Below are 17,538 nucleotides of genomic sequence, written 5' to 3' on the forward strand. Positions count from 1 at the left end.
GTGCCCGGGGGTCGACATGGCCCAAGAGGGCCATTTCCTTTGCCGAGCATTGACTGGCTCTCGTGCGAGGAGTGATGCTCCGAGCCTGGAGGATCGGGGGGATCCTCGCCAGTCAGGAGGGGCCGTGAAGGCTGTCCGTTTCTCCATGCTCCGGGTGTCCCGCGTGGGCCTGGCCTCGTCGATCGCCACCCTTCTGGGGGCGGTGGTGCTGGCGGTGCCCGCGGCGGCCGACACCGACCCGGGCGCGCCGGTCGCCCACGACGACGCCTACACCCTGTATCCCGACGAAGCCGTGGTGCCACTGCGCGTCGAGGCCAACGACACGCCCACGGGTGAGGTGAGGATCCACGACTTCGAGCGACCGGAGAGGGACACCGGGGTGGTGCTCTACGTGGAGGCCGGCACCCTGTTCGCCGATGTCAGCCACTTCGCGCCTCTCGGCACCGTGGTCGTGCACTACGACGTGATCGACGGCCAGTCGCGCACGTCGGCCCCGGCCACCATCACGCTCACCGTCGAGCAGGATCCCTCGCGCGGGCCGGTGGCCGTGGACGACGACTTCACCGATCGGCGCATCATGGGCGGCGGCTCCTACGTGCTCGACGTCCTCGCCAACGACACCGACCCCTTCGGCCGGGAGCTGACGATCACCGGCTGCTCCGACGCCCGACGCGCCAGCGACGAGACGACGGCCGGCGTGGTCACCGTGGCCGCGGACGCGCGCACCGTCACCCTGGCGGTGCCGGCGAGGCTGCTCGGGCGCAAGGTCCGGGCGAGCTTCTCGTGCACGATCACCAACGGAACCCGGACGGCGAGCGAGGTCGCCACGTTCCAGACCACCCCGGTCGAGAGGGTGCGGGTCCACCGCACCGGCGAGCCGCGGCAGATCTCGTTCACGAACCCGAACCACGGCTTCGTGAGGATCTACCTCGGCAGGCACCCCTCCGCCCATCGCTGGAGCCTCGGCGTGCACCGAGTGGCCCCGGGTCAGACGCAGATCCTCCGCACCGACGAGCGCCTGACCCGTTACCGCGTCGCCTACGGAAAGCAGCAGATCTTCTTCATGAGGGGCTCGCGCGCCATCCGGCAGCGCTGAGCGGCCACCCGGCGGGCCCTGCACCCACCTACGACCATGAGGCAGGATCGACCCGTGAGTGCCGACCCCGCCCCGACAGCCCGCTACCCGGTGACGGCCGAGCCGCTGCGGCCGCTCGTGCTGAGCGGCACGCGGCTGCTCCCCGTCTCGTTGCTGCGCGTGTACACCTGCGGCATCACGCCCTACGACGTGACGCACGTGGGGCACGCGTCGACGTTCGTGTGGGCCGACCTGCTGTGCTCGGTGGCCCGGGCCGCCGGTGCCCGCACACACCTGGTGCGCAACGTCACCGACGTCGACGACGTGCTCACGGCTGCCGCCCACCGGGCCGGACGCCACTACGACGAGCTGGCGGTGGTGCAGGAGTTCCAGTTCGACCGCGACATGACCGCGCTCGGCGTCGCCCGGCCCGACGACGGCCCGCACGCCCGCGCCCACGTGCCCGCCGTCGTCCGGCTCACCGCCGCCCTGCTCGACGCCGATGCGGCCTACGTGCACGAGAGCGAGCAGGGTAGCTACGTCTACTTCCGTGGCGCGGGCGTGCCCGCCCTGGCTCGGCTCGACGAGCCGACGGCGCTGGCCCTCTCCCGCGAGTACGGCGACCAGGACCACGTGCCGGGCCGCGCATCGGACTTCGACGTCGCCCTGTGGCGGCCCTCCGCCGACGACCAGCCGGCCTGGCCCAGCCCCTGGGGGTGGGGTCGTCCGGGGTGGCACGCGGAGTGCGCGGCGATGGCCGTGGCCAGCCTCGGCCACGCGATCGACGTCCTCGTCGGCGGCTGCGACCTCGCGTTCCCGCACCACGCCTACCAGCAGGCCATGGTCGAGGCGGCCACCGGCACGGCACCGTTCGCCCGCGCAGTGCTGCACGTCGGTGAGGTGCAGTTGGGCGGCCACAAGATGGCGAAGTCCAGCGGCAACCTCACGCTCGTCAGCGACCTGCTCGAACGGTTCCCGGGGCCGGTGCTGCGCCTGGGCCTGCTCGATCGGCCCGTCGCGGATTCCTGGGAATGCGACGACGCCGTCTTCGAGGCCGCCGGCGCCCGACTCGACCAGCTGGTCGCTGCGGCCGGCCCACCGAGTGAGCGGGTCGGGTCGGAGGCGGCGCGGGCCGACGTGCTCGCCGCCCTCCTCGACGGCCTCGACGTGCCGCGCGCCGTCGAGGAGGCCCTGGAGGCTGGCCCCGACGCCGCAGCCTTCCTGCTCGACGTGCTCCGCCTGACCCGATGACCGAGCAGACCGGCCCCCACAGCGGTCCGCCCTACGACCCCGACCTCGCCGAGCTGGCCGAGGGCATCCCGCATCGGGCGCTGACCGAGATGGCGCCCGAGCACATCGAGGAGGTCCGCGCCCAGGCGGCGTCGGCTCCGTTGCCCGAGGGCCTGGCCGGGCGCCGGGTGGCGGCCGACGAGTTGATCGTGCCCGCGCCGGCCGACCACGAGATCGCGCTCACGCGGCTGCGCCCGCTGGGCGCCGGCGAGGGTTCCGCAGAGCCCGCGCCGGCCCTGCTGTGGTTCCACGGCGGCGGCATGGTCATGGGCAACCGCCACCTCGGCGCCGACCAGGTCGCCGACTGGGTGGCCGCACACGGGCTCACCGCCTTCAGCGTGGAGTACCGCCTCGCGCCCGAGCACCCCTTCCCGGCCGCGCACGACGACGGCTGGACTGTCCTCGGCTGGGTTCTCGAGCACGCCGAGGATCTCGGCGTCGACCCCGACCAGGTCGTGCTCGCCGGCACCAGCGCCGGCGGCTGCCTGGCCGCTGGCCTCGCGCTGCGGGCGCGCGACGAGGGCGGCGCGCACGGCTGGCCCGCCTTGGCGGGCCTCTTGCTCGCCAGCCCGATGCTCGACGACCGGCAGCGCACCCCCTCGGCCGCTCAGTTCCACGAGCGCGGCCCGTGGGACGGGCGCGACTCGACCTACGCCTGGACCGCGTTGCTCGGTGACGCGGCCGGAGGGCCCGACGTCTCGGCCTACGCCGCGCCGGCGCGTGCTCTCGACACCGATCCCGGACTGAGGGGGTTGCCCCTCACCTACGTCGACGTGGGCTCGGCCGAGCTGTTTCGCGACGAGGCCGTCGCCTTCGCGGCCGGTCTGTGGGAGGCCGACGGCGACGCCGAGCTGCACGTGTGGGCGGGGGGCTTCCACGGGTTCACCCTGGCGGCCGGTTCGTCGTCCCTGGCCGACGACTGCCTGCGGGCCCAGGATCGGTGGCTGGCGCGCACGCTCGGGAGGCCCTCCGGCGCCCCGTCGTGAGCCAGGCCACAACCGAACGGAGACCGGGCCTACTTCTGGATCGTTCAAACGATCCCAGTGCCGAAAACGGGCTCGAGCCTGGTTACCGTGCCGTAGTCCAGGTCAGCAGCGGAAGGTACATCGAATGGCCAGCATGAGCGCGGCGGACGTCGAGAAGGCTCTCGACGAGGCAGGGGTCTCCAACCCTCACGTACGTGAGTACGTTACCTACTGGGCCGGGATCACCGAGCCCGCCGCCGTCGAGGTGGTCAACGCCTCCGACGACGCCCGCCTGGTCGCCGAGGCCCTCGAGGCCGGCGAGCTCCAGCCCGCCGGTGAGGGTCTGTACTACTCCCGCTCCTACGTCAAGGACACCGCGCGTTCCGAGGAGCGCACGATCGTCGCGACCTCGAAGCCGGAGGACAAGGGCGTCTACAACAACTGGCGTGACGCCGAGGAGATGTCGGCCTCGCAGCTGGAGCGCATGCGCGGGCAGTCCGCCGGCAAGACCATGTACGTGGTGCCCTACCTGATGGCGCCGCAGGGCTCGCCGCTCGAGGCCTACGCCGCCGGCGTGGAGCTCACCGACAACCGCCCGGTCGTGCTGCACATGATCCGCATGGCCCGCGTCGGCGTGACGTACCTCGACCAGCTCGAGGATCCCCAGCACTTCGTGCGCGCCGTGCACGTCACCGGCGACCTGCCCAACCTCGGCCAGGGCACCGACGCCGACCAGCGCTACTTCGTGACCGTCGCCGACCAGCGCACGATCCTGCACTTCGGCTCCTCCTACGGCGGCAACGCGCTGCTCGGCAAGATCGCGCACGGCCTGCGCCAGGCCTGCTACGACGGTCGCGCGAGCGACCGGTTCCTGGCCGAGCAGTTCATGCTGTTGGGCATCTCCGACAAGGAGACCGGCAAGCGTTGGCACATCGCCGGCGGCTTCCCGTCGGCGTCCGGCAAGACGAACCTCGCCATGACGCTGGCCCCCGACGCTCTCGGTGACCGCTACCACGTGGAGTTCTACGGCGACGACATCGCCTGGCTCTGGGTCGACCCCGACGACGGCCGCGTCTACGCGATGAACCCCGAGTTCGGCGTGTTCGGCGTCGCGAAGGACACCAACGAGAAGACCAACCCCACCGCCCTGGACTCCATCGAGCCCGGCAGCGGGGCGATCTTCACCAACGTCGCCTACAACGACCTGACCCAGGAGGTCTGGTGGGAGGGCAAGACCAAGAACCCGCCCGCCGAGCTCGAGGGCTGGCACGACTGGAAGGGCGAGAAGATCGCCGACCGGGAGCCCGGCGACGACTCGCCGTGGGCCCACCCGAACAGCCGCTTCACCACCACCCTGGCCAACGTTCCGAACGTGGCCGGTGACTTCGAGGATCCGAAGGGCGTGCCGGTCGACGCGATCATCTTCGGCGGCCGGACCCGCGACCGCGAGCCGCTCGTGCGGGCCATCACCGACCTCGCCGAGGGTGTCTACGACGGCCTGACCCTCGGCGCCGAGGCGACCTTCGCCGCCGACGGCCTCGACGGGCAGCTGCGCTACGACCCCATGTCGATGCGCCCGTTCATGGCCTACTCCGAGGCCGACTACGCCGCCCACTGGCTCAAGATCATCGGCGCCGCCTCGAACCCGCCGATCTTCGCGCACGTCAACTGGTTCCAAAAGGACGCCGAGGACGGCCACTTCCTCTGGCCCGGCTACCGCGAGAACCTCCGCCCCCTGCTGTGGCTCATGCAGTTCAAGGACGGCGACGCGAAGGGCGAGGCGACCCCCGTGGGCGTCATCCCGACCCTCGAGGAGCTGAACATGGACGGCCTCGAGGTTCCGGCCGCCGACATGGACCGCATCCTGAAGATCGATCTCGACCGCTGGCGCCAGGAGATGGACTTCCGCCACGAGCACCTCGAGCAGTTCGACGGCCTTCCCGAGGCCATCTGGGAGGCGCACCGCCGCGTGGCCAAGGCCCTGGAGGCCTGAGCCCTCGCCCACCCGGTGGTTGAGCCGGGCGAGGCGCTAGTCGAGGGGTCCGGTGGTTGAGCCGGGCGAGGCGCTAGCCGAGAGGTCCGGTGGTTGAGCCGGGCGAGGCGCTAGCCGAGAGGTCCGGTGGTTGAGCCGGGCGAGGCGCTAGTCGAGGGGTCCGGTGGTTGAGCCGGGCGAGGCGCTAGCCGAGACCGTGTCGAAACCCGGTGAGACGAGAAGCAGCCGTGCCTCTCGACTCGCCGGGTTTCGACGCGTTCGGCCGTGGACGGCCTCTCGGCTCAACCACCGGTGCGCGTTCGGCCGTGGACGGCCTCTCGGCTCAACCACCGGTGGGCGTTCGGCCGTGGACGGCCTCTCGGCTCAACCACCGGTGGGCGTTCGGCCGTGGACGGCCTCTCGGCTCAACCACCGGTGGGCGTTCGGCCGTGGACGGCCTCTCGGCTCAACCACCGGTGCGGCGCAGGATAGAGCGATGATGACCCCATGAGCCCCCGCGTCGCCGTCGCCGCCCCCGGGGCGCAGGCTCTCGAGGCCGGCCTCGCCGTGGGCTCGGAGGGCGGGACCGCCGTCGACGCCGCGCTTGCCGCTGCCTTCGTGGCGGGCGCCACCGAGCCCGGCATCGTCAACCTGATGGGCGGCGCCTACGTCACCGTCTGGCCAGCGGGAGGCGACCCCGTCGTGCTCGACGGCAACGTCGAGATGCCCGGCCGCGGTGTGGCGACCGAGCGCTTCGGGCACGGGGTGGTGAGCATCGACACCGACTACGGCGGCGGCGTGACGATGCACGCCGGAGCCGGTTCCGTCGCGACCCCGGGCGTCGTACCCGCCTTCGCACTCGCGGCGCGACGCTGGGGCCGCCTGCCGTTCGCGCGCCTGGTCGAGCCCGCGGCGCTCGCCTGCCGCGAGGGATACCCGCTGGGCCGGGCCTCGGCCACCTACCTGGAGTTCGTGCGCGATTCCCTCTTCGCCCTCGACCCCGAGGCGCGGCGCCTGGTGACCCGCGACGACGGGTCGGCGCTGGGTGCCGGCGAGACCACCCACAACCGACCGCTGGCCGCCACGCTCGAGGCGCTGGGGCAGGAGGGGCCGCGGTTGTTCACCCATGGCGACGTCGCCCGGGCCATGGTCGCCTCGCTGGCCGACGACGGCCTGGTCACGGCGGCCGATCTGGCGGCCTACGAGGTGGTAGAGCGCGAGCCGGTGCGGTTGCACGTCGGGGCGTGGGACGTCGCACTCAACCCGCCGCCGGCGATCGGCGGCGTGGTGCTCGCCGTGATGCTGCGCGAGCTCGCCCGCCGGGCCACGGCGCAGGGCGGGTTCACCTGGAGCGACGTCGTGCAGGTGCAGCATGCGGTGCTGACCCACCGGATCGGTGTGCTCGACACCGCCCCGGATCTCGACGCCGCCGGTCGGGCGATGCTCGCCGACGCCAGCCTGGCGGGGCTCTCGTCGTCCGCGTCGACCGCGCACGTCTCAGCCGTCGACGCCGAGGGCACCGCCTGCGCCATCACGTTCTCGTCGGGGTACCACTCCGGCACCTGCGTGCCCGGCACCGGACTGCTGCTCAACAACTGTCTCGGCGAGACCGAGCTCAACCGTCGCGGGTTGCACGCGCTCGCACCCGGAACCCGGTTGGCGTCCAACATGGCGCCCACCGTGGCGCGCAGCGGCGACGGTGGGGTGCTGGCGGCCGGGTCGCCCGGAGCCGACCGCATCACCTCCGCACTCGTGCAGGTACTCGGGCAGACGATGCTGCACGGCGCCGACCCACGCACCGCCGTCGAGGCGCCGCGGCTGCACGTGCGGGTGCGTCTCGACGGCTCCACCTCGGTCGAGCACGAGCCCGGTGACGGCCTGGCCGAGGCGGCGTCGTCCGCCGGCCTCGCGGCACACGCCTACCCCGGCCCGCACATGTACTTCGGCGGCGTGGGCCTCGCGCTCGTCCACGCCGACGGCCGCCTCGAGGCCCACGGCGACCCTCGCCGCGCCAGCGCCACGGGGAGTCGTTGACCGGGTCGATGCCGAATCCGATGAGTCCCGAGCGCTCGGCGGGTCAGAGGGGGTGAGAGCGCGAGAGCCGCGCTCGACCACGTCGGAGGTGGTATCGATGTCCGACCCCGCGCCGCTCGACCTCACGTTCACGGCGACCCTCGGCAAGGTCCGAACAGGCGACACCTGGACCTGTGTGCAGTTGCCCGGCTCGGCGGAGATCTTCGGTACCCGGGGCCTGGTGAAGGTGGCCGGCACCATCGACGGCGAGCCGTTTCGCGGCGCCTTCATGGCGCTGGGCGACGGAACCCACAAGCTGCCCGTGGCGGCCGCGATCCGGCGGCGCCTGGGCAAGGCCGACGGCGACGAGGTCGAGGTGCACCTGACCCGGCGCCTCAGCTGATGCCGGGCGTGACGATCACGTCGACGGCCACCAGGACACCGGCGTCGCTCGCGGAATAGGCGTGCGGCTGGTCGGCGGCCCACGCATGGTGGACGCCGGGAGCCAGCGGCACGCTGGCGCCTTCGGCCTCCAGCGTGCCCTCGCCGGAGAGCACCACGAGCTGTTCGCGCACCCCCGGGGCGTGGGCCGGGGAGCGCCGGGTGGCGCCGGGGCGCACCCGCACGAGGTAGACCTCGGTCGTCGAGTCGGCATCGTGCTGCACGTGCAGGCGCACGGAGTCCAGCGCCGCATCGCCGACGACGAGATCGGACTCGGCGACCAGGGCGACCAGGGGCACCCCCAGCGGACCGGCGATGGCGTAGAGGGTGTCGAGGGTCGGGTTCCGGCGCCCGCTCTCGAGCTCGGAGAGGGTCGCCTTGCCGATGCCGGCGATCGCCGCGAGCGCGCTGAGGCTCAGGCCGCGCGACTCGCGGATCGCCCGGACTCGGGCTCCGGCGGTGGCCCCTGGACTCGACACGGCTCCGCTCCTACTCTGTTCCATATGCGGAACGTTCCGTCAACCGAACACCCTGATCCTACGTCGAGCACGCACCTGGCCGCACCCGTCACCGCCGGTGCGGTCGCTGCCGTCGTGGGCTTCAGCAGCGCGTTCGTGGTGGTGCTCGCCGGACTCCGCGCCGTGGGCGCCACCGCCGACCAGGCGGCGTCCGGCCTCGCCGCGCTGTGCCTCGCCCAGGCCCTCGGCATGCTGTGGCTGGCCTTGCGGCACCGGATGCCGCTCGCGCTCGCCTGGTCGACCCCTGGCGCGGCCCTGCTCGTCACGACCGGCCCGGTGGACGGCGGCTGGCCGGCGGCCGGGGGGGCCTTCGTCGTCACGGGCCTGCTGGTGGTGCTGACCGGCCTGGTGCCCCGGCTCGGTGACCTCGTGGCCGCGATCCCGGTGCCGCTGGCTCGGGCCATGCTCGCCGGGGTGCTGCTCCCGCTGTGCCTGGAGCCGGTCACAGCCCTGGTCGACGCGCCGCTGCGGATCGCGCCCATCGTGGTGACGTGGCTCGTGCTCCTGCGGCTGGCCCCACGGTGGGCCGTGCCAGCCTCGCTCGTCGTCGCCCTGGGTGTGGTGATCGTGGCCGCCGGTGACCGGATCGCTGTCGGCGAACTGACGCCGTCCGTAGCCCTCACGACGCCGTCGTGGTCGGTGCCCGCCCTGGTCGGCATCGCGCTGCCGCTCTACGTGGTGACCATGGCCTCGCAGAACGTGCCGGGCGTGGCGGTCATGCGCGGCCTCGGCTACCGGGTTCCGTGGCGCGAGTCGATGGGCGTCACCGGGATCGGCACCGTGCTGAGCGCCCCCTTCGGTGGGCACGCGGTCAACCTCGCCGCGATCACCGCAGCGCTCGTCGCCGGCCCGGACGCCGGCCCCGACCGGGCGCGTCGCTGGCCGGCCGCCCTCTCGGCCGCCGCCGCCTACGCCGTGCTCGCGCTCGGCGTGGGTGCCGTCACCGCGGTCGTGGCCGCCGCGCCCGAGGGCGTCGTGCAGTCCGCCGCCGGGTTGGCGCTCATGGGCACGCTGGCCGCCTCACTGGGCGAGGCGTTGCGCGACGACCACGAGCGCGTGCCCGCCGTGGTGTGTCTCGTCGTGGCGGCCTCGGGCATCAGCGTGCTCGGCGTCGGCTCCGCCTTCTGGGCGCTGGTCGCCGGGCTCGCCGTCAGGCTGGTGCATCCGCGGACGTGAGCGCTCAGGCCAGCCGGGTCGGGAGCGCGCCCCAACCGCGCAGGATGCGGGTGGGACGACGCCGCGCTCCGGGCAGCAGCACCAGGTCGGGGTAGCGGTCGAAGAGGGCGCGCAGGCCGACCTCGCCCTCCATGCGGGCCAGGGCGGCTCCGAGGCAGTAGTGCCGACCGGCGGAGAACGACACGTGGTCGCGGGCGTTCTCGCGGGCCACGTCGAAGGCGTGCGGGTTCGCGAACACCTCGGGATCGCGGTTGGCCCCGGCGAGGAGGGTGGTGACGATGGACCCGCACCGGATGCGCCGGCCCGCCACGTCGGTGTCGCGCACCGCGACCCGGCCGGTGAGCAGCACGGGCGGGTCGAAGCGCAGGATCTCGTCGACCGCGTTGGGCATGAGGTCCGGCTCGGCGCGTAGTCGCTCGAGCTGCTCGGGGTGCTCGCGCAGCAGCACGATGCCGTTGCCGAGCAGGTTCACGGTGGTCTCGAAGCCGGCCGCCAGCACGAGCCCCGCCGTGGCCAGGAGCTCGGCCTGGTTCAGCCCGCCCTCTTCGTCCTGCACGGCCACGAGCTGACTCATCAGATCCTCGCCGGGCTGCTCGCGCAGCCGCTCGAGGTGGGCGATCAGCCAGCCGCGGAAGTCGTCGAGGGCTCGCTCGACCGAGCGCAGCTCGCCGAAGGAGAGGCCGAGGTCGAGGCTGGGTGCGGCGGCGGTGCCGAAGTCGAGCACGCGCTGTCGATCCTCCGGCGGCACCCCCAACACCTCGGCGATCACGGTCACCGGCAGCAGCGCGCAGTACTCCGCCACCAGGTCGACCACCTCGCCCCGTTCGGCACGTTCCGCGAGGTCGTCGAGCAGCCCCGCACCGATCTGGGCCGTGCGCTCGCGCAGTCGCTCGACCGCGCGGACCGTGAACACCCGCGTGACGAGCTTGCGGTAGCGGGTGTGGGACGGCGGCTCGGTGACGAGCAGCGATGGCGGTTGCAGGGGGCCGATCCGCTCCGGGTCGTCGGCCCAGGCCCAGAGCCGACCGAGTGGCCCGTCGCCGGGCGTGAAGACGCCCGACCCGAAGTCGTTGCTCGACAGCACCTCGCGCACCACCGGCAACGACGCGGTCACGTGGGCGAACTTCGCCGTGTGCAGGGGTCCGGAGCGGCGGATCTCGTCGGCCAGGGACTGCAGCGCCGCGGTGTCTTGGGAGAGGTTGCGGCTCATCAGCCGGCCCTGGAGATCCCCGCGCCGGGCCGCGATCCGGGTCATGCCCGTCGGCAGGGCGTGCCCGAGCGACCACCGCACCCCGCGCCGCACCTCCTCACGAGCGAACGACGCGATCTGCATGGGCACCACGGTACGGGTGCCCTCAGGCGGGGCGGCGCCGTGCCAACGTCAGTGCGAAGTCGCCGTCCGCCGGGTCGGCTGCGTCGGTGAAGGTGCGCACGACCTCGAAGCCCGCCTCGTCGAGCTCGGCGGCGAGCTGTGCGATGCGGAACTTGGTGGAGATCTCGACGTGGATCTCCTCTCCCAGCCCCAGCTCGACCTCGATGCCGGCGCCCGGGATGCGGACCCGCTGCGGCATCTCGGCGCGCAGGCGCAGGTCCATCCGCTCCATGTGGGCATCCCACAGCGGCGTGTAGCTGAAGGCGTCGAGGTCGAAGTCGGCGCCGAGCTCGCGGCTGAGCACGACCAGACTGTTGCGCACGAACGCTCGCGTGAGGCCCTGGCTGTCGTGGTAGGCCGCGACCAGCCGGTCGACCGACTTGACCAGGTCGGTGCCGAGCAGCAGCCACTCGCCGTCATCGAGGGAGTCGGCCAGCGCGCCGAGGAAGGCGCGTCGCTCCTCGACGTAGAGGTTGCCGATGGTGCTGCCCAAGAAGGCGACCATGCGGCGTCCGTCGTCGGCGGCGGGCGGCAGCTGGCCCAGGTGCAGCGTGAAGTCGCCGACCACGGCCTGCACGTCGAGGCCCGGGTAGCGGCGGCTGAGCATGTCGGCGGCGTCGCGCAGGGTCGCCTCGGAGACGTCGACGGGCACGAACCGCTGCAGCCGACCCGCCCCCGCGAACGCGTCGAGCAGCATGCGGGTCTTGTCGCTGGTGCCGGAGCCGAGCTCGACGACGGTGCAGGCGTCGCAGGCGGCCACGATGTCGTCGGCGTGCTCGACGATGATGCTGCGCTCGGTCTCGGTGGGGTAGTACTCCGGCAGTCGGGTGATGGCGTCGAAGAGCCGCGACCCCTCGTCGTCGTAGAGCCACTTGGGCGGCAGCCGCTTGGGCGTACGCGTGAGCCCACGGCGCACGTCGTCGACCAGCGAACCCGAGGCCCAGTCGGGGTCGAGCAGCACGGTCACGGCGGGCTCGCGCACGTCGTCGTGGTGCTCGCGACTCATCGGGGCTCGCCCCCGTCGGCCAGGCGCACGCCCGAGAGTGCCCAGCGGGCGCCGTGCGGGAAGAAGTTGCGATAGGTGGCGCGGGCGTGACCCGGCGGGGTGAGCGCACAGCCGCCGCGCAGCACCATCTGGTTCGACATGAACTTGCCGTTGTACTCCCCGATCGCCCCCTCGGGCGGGTGGAACCCGGGGTAGGCGTGGTAGGCCGACGACGTCCATTCCCAACAGTCGCCGTAGACCTGCCGCAGCCGGCTGCCGGACGGCGCAGCCCCGGCCGCGGCGGGGTGGAACGACGCCGCGTCGGCCAGATTGCCTCCCGCGCGCACCGCATCGGCCTGACCGTCACTGACGACCGCGTGCTCCCACTCGGCCTCGCTCGGCAGTCGCTTGCCGGCCCACGTGGCGTAGGCGTCGGCCTCGTAGAACGACACGTGCGCCACGGGGAGGCCGGGGTCGACCGGCCAGGTGCCGTGCAGCGTGTGCTCGAGCCAGGTGCCCTCGTGCTGCGACCAGTACAGCGGTGCACGCCAGCCCTGCGCCCGCACCTGCGCCAGACCGTCGGAGAGCCACAGCTCGGGGCGCTCGTAGCCGCCGTCGGCCATGAAGGCCAGCCATTCGCCGTTGGTGACGAGCCGGTCGGCCAGCCGGAACGGCTCGAGCCACTGCCGGTGCCGCGGCTGCTCGTTGTCGAAGCAGAAGCCCCCGCCCTCGTGCCCCACCTCGACCAGGCCACCCTCGACGTCGACCCAGCCGAGCTCGTCGGGCTCCGAGACCGCCCGGCGGCTGCCGGCGTACACCGGCTGGAGCGGGTTGCGGGAGAGCACGTGCTTGATGTCCATGAGCAGCAGCTCCTGGTGCTGCTGCTCGTGATGGAAGCCGAGCTCGATGGTGGGTGCGAGCTTGGTCAGGGTGCCGTCGTCGAGGGAGTCGAGCAGATCGCGGAAGCGGGAGTCGACGTTGTCGCGGTAGCTGCCGACCTCGTGGGCGCCGGGCCGGGTGACCAGGCCCCGGTCGGGTCGGCTGAACCGCGGCCCCAACGACTCGTAGTAGGAGTTGAAGAGGAACCAGTACCGGTCGCCGAAGGGTGCGAAGTCGCGCTCGTGGTCGGCCAGCACGAAGGTCTCGAAGAACCACGTGACGTGCGCTCGGTGCCACTTGGTGGGCGAGACGTCGGGCATCGACTGGACGGTCTGGTCCTCCGGCGACAGCGGCGCGGCGAGGCGCTCGGTGTAGCCACGGACGTCGTCGAACCGGGTCGCGAGCTGGACGGCGGTGTGCAGGGAGTCCACCACCCCACCATGGCGCACACGGCTCACAGGATCGAGCCCTGCCGGGGTGAGCCGTTCAGGAGGCGGCGCGCACCGAGTCGCCTCGAGTCCGACCGTCGTGGCTGTCGCCGGACCCACGGACCTTGCCCAGCGGGGCGGCATACACGACGACGTTGCTCTCGTAGGCCGCGCCGTCCCAGTCGGTGCACGAGATGAGCACGAGCCGACCGTTGCCGTGGTCCTGACCGAAGACGCCGGCCGCCTCGCGGGCCAGCGCCTCCTTGTCGTAGATCTTGCGGCGCATGACCGCATACCGCATGGTGCCGCGCTCGGTGACGACGTCGATGACGTCGTTGCGCTTGACCTCCGGCAGGTCGTCGAGGGAGCCGCCCCCCGTGTGCACGGTGTGCCCGGCGATGACGGTCGAGCCCTCGCCGGAGCCGGGCTTCGCGCTGGCGGCCCACCACCCGACGTCGAGCACGTCCGCCGGCGGGTCGAGCACGGCGTTCGTGACCTGGATCGGCACGATCGGTGCCCGCACCTTGAGCCGGGGCACCTCGAGGCGCACGGGGTCCGAGGGGCTCAGCGAGCCGTAGGCCGGTTGTGGTGGTCCGGGGTCGGCGGGGATCACGACGCCACCGACCACCAGCCCGCCGCTGAGCACGAGGAGCATCGTGCCCAGGGCGGAGAGGCGTCGGTGGAGGCCCGTGAGCGCTCGGTCGACCCGAGCCTGGGTCACGTGCGGTTCATCGCCCGTCGGTAGGAGGCGACACCGGCGCCTGCCGAGAGGGCGAGCAGGCCGATGAGAGCGGCGCTGCCACCCGTGCCGAGTCCGCCGGAGGCGTCGTCCGCGCTCTCGAGGCCGGCCGGCACCGAGGTCGGCACGGTCGTCGGCGTCGCGGTCGGGGTGGGCGTCGGGGTCGCGACGGTGACGCGGCCGCTCGGGCCGCACGCCGATTCACCGATCTGGGCGCCGAGCAGGTCGACGCCGAAGCCGGAGGCGACCGGCAGCACGGAGAGGTCGAGCGCGGTGACGGTGATCTGGTCCTTGCTGGCGCGCGACTGCTTGTTCAGCGTGATGTCGAGGACGTTGTCCTCGAGCGGACCCAGCTGATCGGAGACCTGCTGGAGCGCGGCGGCGAGCACGGCAGCCTGGTCGATTGCACCGCCGAGGGCACCGAGCTGGCCGTCGATCGCCGTGGTGAACTCGCTGTTCAGCGCGTCGAGGATGGCCTGGGTGACGTCGCCGAGACCGGTGACGACCTTCGTGTTCGGGGCCGGATGCACCGGCAGCGAGACCAGGTCGATGCGCGTGCCCTGGAACTGCGCGTAAGCCGACGCGTCGACGATCTGGGCGTCGCCCGAGGCCGTGCCGGGCCCGGCCGTGCACTGGCTCTGGACGGCGCCCAGGTCGAGGAAGACGCCGAGATCGGCGGAGCTCAAGGCGGTGGTGAGCGCCTGGTTGAGCGCGTCGGTCAGCGGGCCGATGACGGGGGCCAGGGCGTTCTGGAGCTGCTGGTCGAGGCCCATCAGCAGGTCGGACTGCACGATCTGGAGGTTGCTGAGATCGACGTGTGCGGCGTCGAGCTGGAGGTTCTGGCCCGGGGTGAGGCAGGCGCCGTCGCCCGCGGCGACCGCGGTGGCGCCGTCACCGGCGAGGCCGGCGCACGCGGCGGAGTGGCCCGACTTGTTCCGCACGGTCGCCGTGGCGTCCTGGGCGAGGGTGCCCGCCTGCACGAAGCTCTGACCACCCAGCGCCGTGACCGCCGGGCTGTTGGTGCCCGTGGTGGTCTCCTTGGTGCCGTCGTTGGTCGCGGTGTAGGAGCCGCTGTCGGTGGGCGTGCTCGCGACCGTTACCCGCAGGGCGGTGGCGCTGGCCTGCGACACGGTGTCGGCCGCGAGGGCCGGGCCGGCCGTCAGGCTGAGCACAGCCGCGGTGGACAGGAGCGCGCCGGCCTGGAGGCCGCGACGACGCACGTGTGACATAGGTGCTCCCTCATGGTTGCTGCGCGGGCGAGTGGTCCCTCACGACTCGACCGAGATGGCGTACGACCTACCCAACGAGTGGGGTGTGGTGGAGGTTACGTAAAGGGCCGCGTGCGCGCCACCTCCGAAGGACCGAGGACTGCGGTCGCGCCGGGTTGGGCCGCACGGGTCGAGCCGCTAGACTGCACCGCGAGGGGAGTACCCCACCATGAGCCCGTTCGGTCAGTACGGCGTCGACGACGCCCCGGCGGGTGCCCGGTAGCAGCACCGCCGGGTCGGGGGAGACCTCAGGACATCTGCCGTCGGCTGGAGCCGGCGCCTTCCTGAGGAGAACCATGATCCCCGTTCCGCTCTCGCCCCTGGCGATCGACACCATCGGCAGCCCCACGTTGTGGACGCTCACCCTGGCCGCCGTGATCGGCCTGCTGGTGCTCGACTTCGTGGCGACCCGCCGTCCGCACGAGGTCTCGATGCGCGAGGCGCTGGCCTGGTCGGCCTTCTACGTCGCGCTGCCGCTCGCCTTCGGCGCCTGGGTCTGGGTCGCGCACGGACAGTCCGTGGGGGTGGAGTACTACACCGGATACGTCGTGGAGAAGTCGCTCAGCGTCGACAACCTCTTTGTGTTCATGCTGCTGCTCGCGGCGTTCGCGGTGCCCGAGGCGCTCAAGCAGCGGGTGCTGCTCTACGGCATCATCGGCGCGCTCGTGCTGCGTGGCGTCTTCATCGCCCTCGGTGCCGCGGCACTCCAGTACGCCGACGCCGTGTTCCTGCTCTTCGGGCTCATCCTCGTCGTCACCGGCGTGAAGCTGCTGCGTGACGCCGTGCGCGGCGAGGAGGAGAGCGTCGACGTCGACGAGATGCGCGTCGTGCGCGTCGTCCGCCGCCTGATGCCGGTCACCGACGACTACGAAGGCGCCCGCTTCACGGTGCGCCGCGACGGCGTGCGCGCGCTGACGCCGTTCGCGCTCGTGGTCGTCGCGGTCTTCGCCACCGACATCGTGTTCGCCGTCGACTCGGTGCCGGCGGTCTACGGCATCACCGGGGATCCCTACCTGGTGTTCGCCACCAACGCGTTCGCGCTGCTCGGACTGCGTGCCCTCTACTTCGTGCTCGAGAGTGCCCTCTCGAAGCTCGTGCACCTCTCCTACGGCCTCGCCGCGATCCTGCTCTTCATCGGCGTCAAGCTCGGTCTGCACTGGGGCCACCTCACGTGGACGTCGGTGCCCGAGGTGCCGACCCTGCTCTCGCTCGGCGTCATCGTGGGCATCCTGGTGCTCACCACCGTCACCAGCCTGATCGCCTCGGGGCGCGCGGAGAAGTCTGCGGAGGCCTGAGCCCCGCCCCTGCACATCGCCCCGCCCGAGCTGCTCGGGCGGGGCGATCGACGCAGATCGGTCACGCGCAGGCCGCGCGCCGTTCACGTGCGTGCGTCAGCATCCCCTGATGCGTGCGCGGATCCGGGCCCGAGTGCTGTCGGTGATCGGCTGGTCGCTCATCGTGCTCGGCGTCGTGCTCTACCCCCTGCCCGGGCCGGGCCTGCTGGTCCTCGCGCTCGGCGTCGGGATCCTCGCGCGCTACGACCCCGTGGCCGCACGACGGCTCGAGCCCTGGCGACGCCGCGCGCTGCGAGAGACGGCGCGCGCGGTGGCCACGCGTCGTCGGGCCGCGGCCAGCCTCGTGGTCACGCTGGCCTTCGGCGCCGCCGGGCTGCTCTGGATCCGGGCGCCGCAGCAGCCGACCTGGTGGCCGCTGCCGACCTGGGCGTGGCTGCCCGGCGGGGTGTGGAACGGAGTCGCCCAGCTCGCCTCGGGCGTGCTGTGCGCCGGTCTGGTGGGGCTGGCCCGCTGGGCGTTCGTGCGCAATCGCCTGGTGCTCGAACCCCGAGCATTCGACCCGATGTGCGGCGAGGCGTTGCCCGACCCTGCCATGCTTCGGCCATGAGCACCGCGAAGCGGGTCGGCGTCGAGGTCGCGGGCTGGCTCCTGCTCGTCGTCGGCATCGCCGCCATCCCACTGCCCGGGCCCGGGTGGCTCATCATCTTCGCCGCCCTGCTCGTGCTCTCCCAGCAGTACGAGTGGGCCGCCCGCTGGGTGGCGCCGGTGCGCTACCGCGCGCTCAAGGGTGCCGCCGAGAGCGTGCAGACCTGGCCGCGCATCGCGATGGCGACCACGGCCTCCCTGCTGCTCGCCGCGGCGGGTGTGCTGTGGATCCTCGACCCGGCCGAACCGTCGTGGTGGCACCTGCCGGCGTGGACGTGGCTCCCCGGCGGCCTCTGGACGGGCATCACCCAGATCGCGTCGGCCTGCCTGGCCCTCGGCATGCTCGTGTGGAGCTACCGCGCCTACCACGACAACCCCGAGGCGCTCGCCGCGCTCGACGGCGAGATCGACGAGGCCGACGAGGAGTCGCCCGTGCACCGGTCCCACGAGGCCTGATCTCGTCGGCGGCCCCGGTGT

Annotated in this window: 16 protein-coding genes; 10 read left to right on the plus strand and 6 right to left on the minus strand. The window is 72.7% G+C overall.

Translation table 11 applies throughout. The features are described 5' to 3' along the window. Positions 1 to 124: 124 nt before the first annotated feature. The 6 genes from ISG29_RS17400 to ISG29_RS17425 all read left to right on the plus strand — a co-directional run bounded on the left by ISG29_RS17400 (position 125) and on the right by ISG29_RS17425 (position 7,718). Complete coding sequence (locus ISG29_RS17400) at positions 125 to 1,096, plus strand: Ig-like domain-containing protein (protein ID WP_194504732.1); 972 nt, start codon at positions 125 to 127, stop codon at positions 1,094 to 1,096. Between the two features lie 54 nt (positions 1,097 to 1,150). Then, positions 1,151 to 2,326 carry a cysteine--tRNA ligase gene (locus ISG29_RS17405; protein WP_328829665.1) on the plus strand — a complete coding sequence of 392 codons (1,176 nt, stop codon included), beginning with the start codon at positions 1,151 to 1,153 and terminating at the stop codon, positions 2,324 to 2,326. Then, the gene (locus ISG29_RS17410) at positions 2,323 to 3,351 is read left to right on the plus strand and encodes an alpha/beta hydrolase (RefSeq protein ID WP_194504734.1); all 1,029 of its coding nucleotides are present in this window, start codon (positions 2,323 to 2,325) and stop codon (positions 3,349 to 3,351) included. Before ISG29_RS17405 ends, ISG29_RS17410 begins: the two co-directional genes overlap by 4 nt. Before the next feature lie 133 nt (positions 3,352 to 3,484). Then, positions 3,485 to 5,323, plus strand: a complete 1,839-nt coding sequence (locus ISG29_RS17415; protein ID WP_194504735.1) for a phosphoenolpyruvate carboxykinase (GTP) — start codon at positions 3,485 to 3,487, stop codon at positions 5,321 to 5,323. Between the two features lie 486 nt (positions 5,324 to 5,809). After that, positions 5,810 to 7,336: a gamma-glutamyltransferase gene (locus ISG29_RS17420; protein ID WP_194504736.1), complete on the plus strand. Its 1,527-nt coding sequence runs from the start codon at positions 5,810 to 5,812 to the stop codon at positions 7,334 to 7,336. Positions 7,337 to 7,433: 97 nt separating this feature from the next. Next, positions 7,434 to 7,718 (plus strand): DUF1905 domain-containing protein, encoded by a 285-nt coding sequence (locus ISG29_RS17425; protein WP_194504737.1) that lies wholly within the window; start codon positions 7,434 to 7,436, stop codon positions 7,716 to 7,718. On the opposite strand, the gene ISG29_RS17430 is transcribed toward ISG29_RS17425, so the two are convergent. Beyond that, positions 7,711 to 8,235 (minus strand): helix-turn-helix domain-containing protein, encoded by a 525-nt coding sequence (locus tag ISG29_RS17430; RefSeq protein WP_207793297.1) that lies wholly within the window; start codon positions 8,233 to 8,235, stop codon positions 7,711 to 7,713. The genes ISG29_RS17425 and ISG29_RS17430 overlap by 8 nt on opposite strands. 24 nt (positions 8,236 to 8,259) lie before the next feature. Here ISG29_RS17430 and ISG29_RS17435 point away from each other — a divergent pair, with 24 nt between their 5' ends. Next, positions 8,260 to 9,450: a benzoate/H(+) symporter BenE family transporter gene (locus tag ISG29_RS17435; RefSeq protein WP_194504739.1), complete on the plus strand. Its 1,191-nt coding sequence runs from the start codon at positions 8,260 to 8,262 to the stop codon at positions 9,448 to 9,450. A 4-nt stretch (positions 9,451 to 9,454) separates the two neighbouring features. On the opposite strand, the gene ISG29_RS17440 is transcribed toward ISG29_RS17435, so the two are convergent. Genes ISG29_RS17440 through ISG29_RS17460 form a run of 5 tightly spaced genes read right to left on the minus strand, consistent with a single transcriptional unit; the run spans position 9,455 to position 15,082 of the window. Then, positions 9,455 to 10,783 carry a cytochrome P450 gene (locus tag ISG29_RS17440; RefSeq protein ID WP_194504740.1) on the minus strand — a complete coding sequence of 443 codons (1,329 nt, stop codon included), beginning with the start codon at positions 10,781 to 10,783 and terminating at the stop codon, positions 9,455 to 9,457. A 22-nt stretch (positions 10,784 to 10,805) separates the two neighbouring features. Next, the gene (gene egtD / locus ISG29_RS17445) at positions 10,806 to 11,828 is read right to left on the minus strand and encodes an L-histidine N(alpha)-methyltransferase (protein ID WP_194504741.1); all 1,023 of its coding nucleotides are present in this window, start codon (positions 11,826 to 11,828) and stop codon (positions 10,806 to 10,808) included. Next, positions 11,825 to 13,117, minus strand: a complete 1,293-nt coding sequence (gene egtB / locus ISG29_RS17450; protein ID WP_328829671.1) for an ergothioneine biosynthesis protein EgtB — start codon at positions 13,115 to 13,117, stop codon at positions 11,825 to 11,827. The genes egtD and egtB overlap by 4 nt, the downstream gene beginning before the upstream one ends. Positions 13,118 to 13,172: 55 nt before the next feature. Continuing rightward, the gene (locus ISG29_RS17455; RefSeq protein WP_328829672.1) at positions 13,173 to 13,835 is read right to left on the minus strand and encodes a class F sortase; all 663 of its coding nucleotides are present in this window, start codon (positions 13,833 to 13,835) and stop codon (positions 13,173 to 13,175) included. Next, positions 13,832 to 15,082, minus strand: coding sequence for a hypothetical protein (locus ISG29_RS17460; RefSeq protein ID WP_194504743.1), 1,251 nt, complete (start codon positions 15,080 to 15,082; stop codon positions 13,832 to 13,834). Before ISG29_RS17460 ends, ISG29_RS17455 begins: the two co-directional genes overlap by 4 nt. A 335-nt stretch (positions 15,083 to 15,417) precedes the next feature. On the opposite strand from ISG29_RS17460, the gene ISG29_RS17465 reads away from it, so the two are divergent. The 3 genes from ISG29_RS17465 to ISG29_RS17475 all read left to right on the plus strand — a co-directional run bounded on the left by ISG29_RS17465 (position 15,418) and on the right by ISG29_RS17475 (position 17,517). Further along, positions 15,418 to 16,416: a TerC/Alx family metal homeostasis membrane protein gene (locus ISG29_RS17465; protein ID WP_194504744.1), complete on the plus strand. Its 999-nt coding sequence runs from the start codon at positions 15,418 to 15,420 to the stop codon at positions 16,414 to 16,416. A gap of 109 nt (positions 16,417 to 16,525) precedes the next feature. Then, positions 16,526 to 17,023 (plus strand): PGPGW domain-containing protein, encoded by a 498-nt coding sequence (locus tag ISG29_RS17470; RefSeq protein ID WP_194504745.1) that lies wholly within the window; start codon positions 16,526 to 16,528, stop codon positions 17,021 to 17,023. Continuing rightward, on the plus strand, positions 17,020 to 17,517 hold the full coding sequence (locus tag ISG29_RS17475; protein WP_194504746.1) for a PGPGW domain-containing protein: 498 nt from the start codon (positions 17,020 to 17,022) through the stop codon (positions 17,515 to 17,517). The genes ISG29_RS17470 and ISG29_RS17475 overlap by 4 nt, the downstream gene beginning before the upstream one ends. The last annotated feature ends 21 nt before the right edge of the window (positions 17,518 to 17,538 follow it).

The sequence above is a fragment of the Nocardioides acrostichi genome (assembly GCF_015319165.1).
In the GTDB taxonomy this organism is placed as follows: Bacteria; Actinomycetota; Actinomycetes; order Propionibacteriales; family Nocardioidaceae; genus Nocardioides; species Nocardioides acrostichi.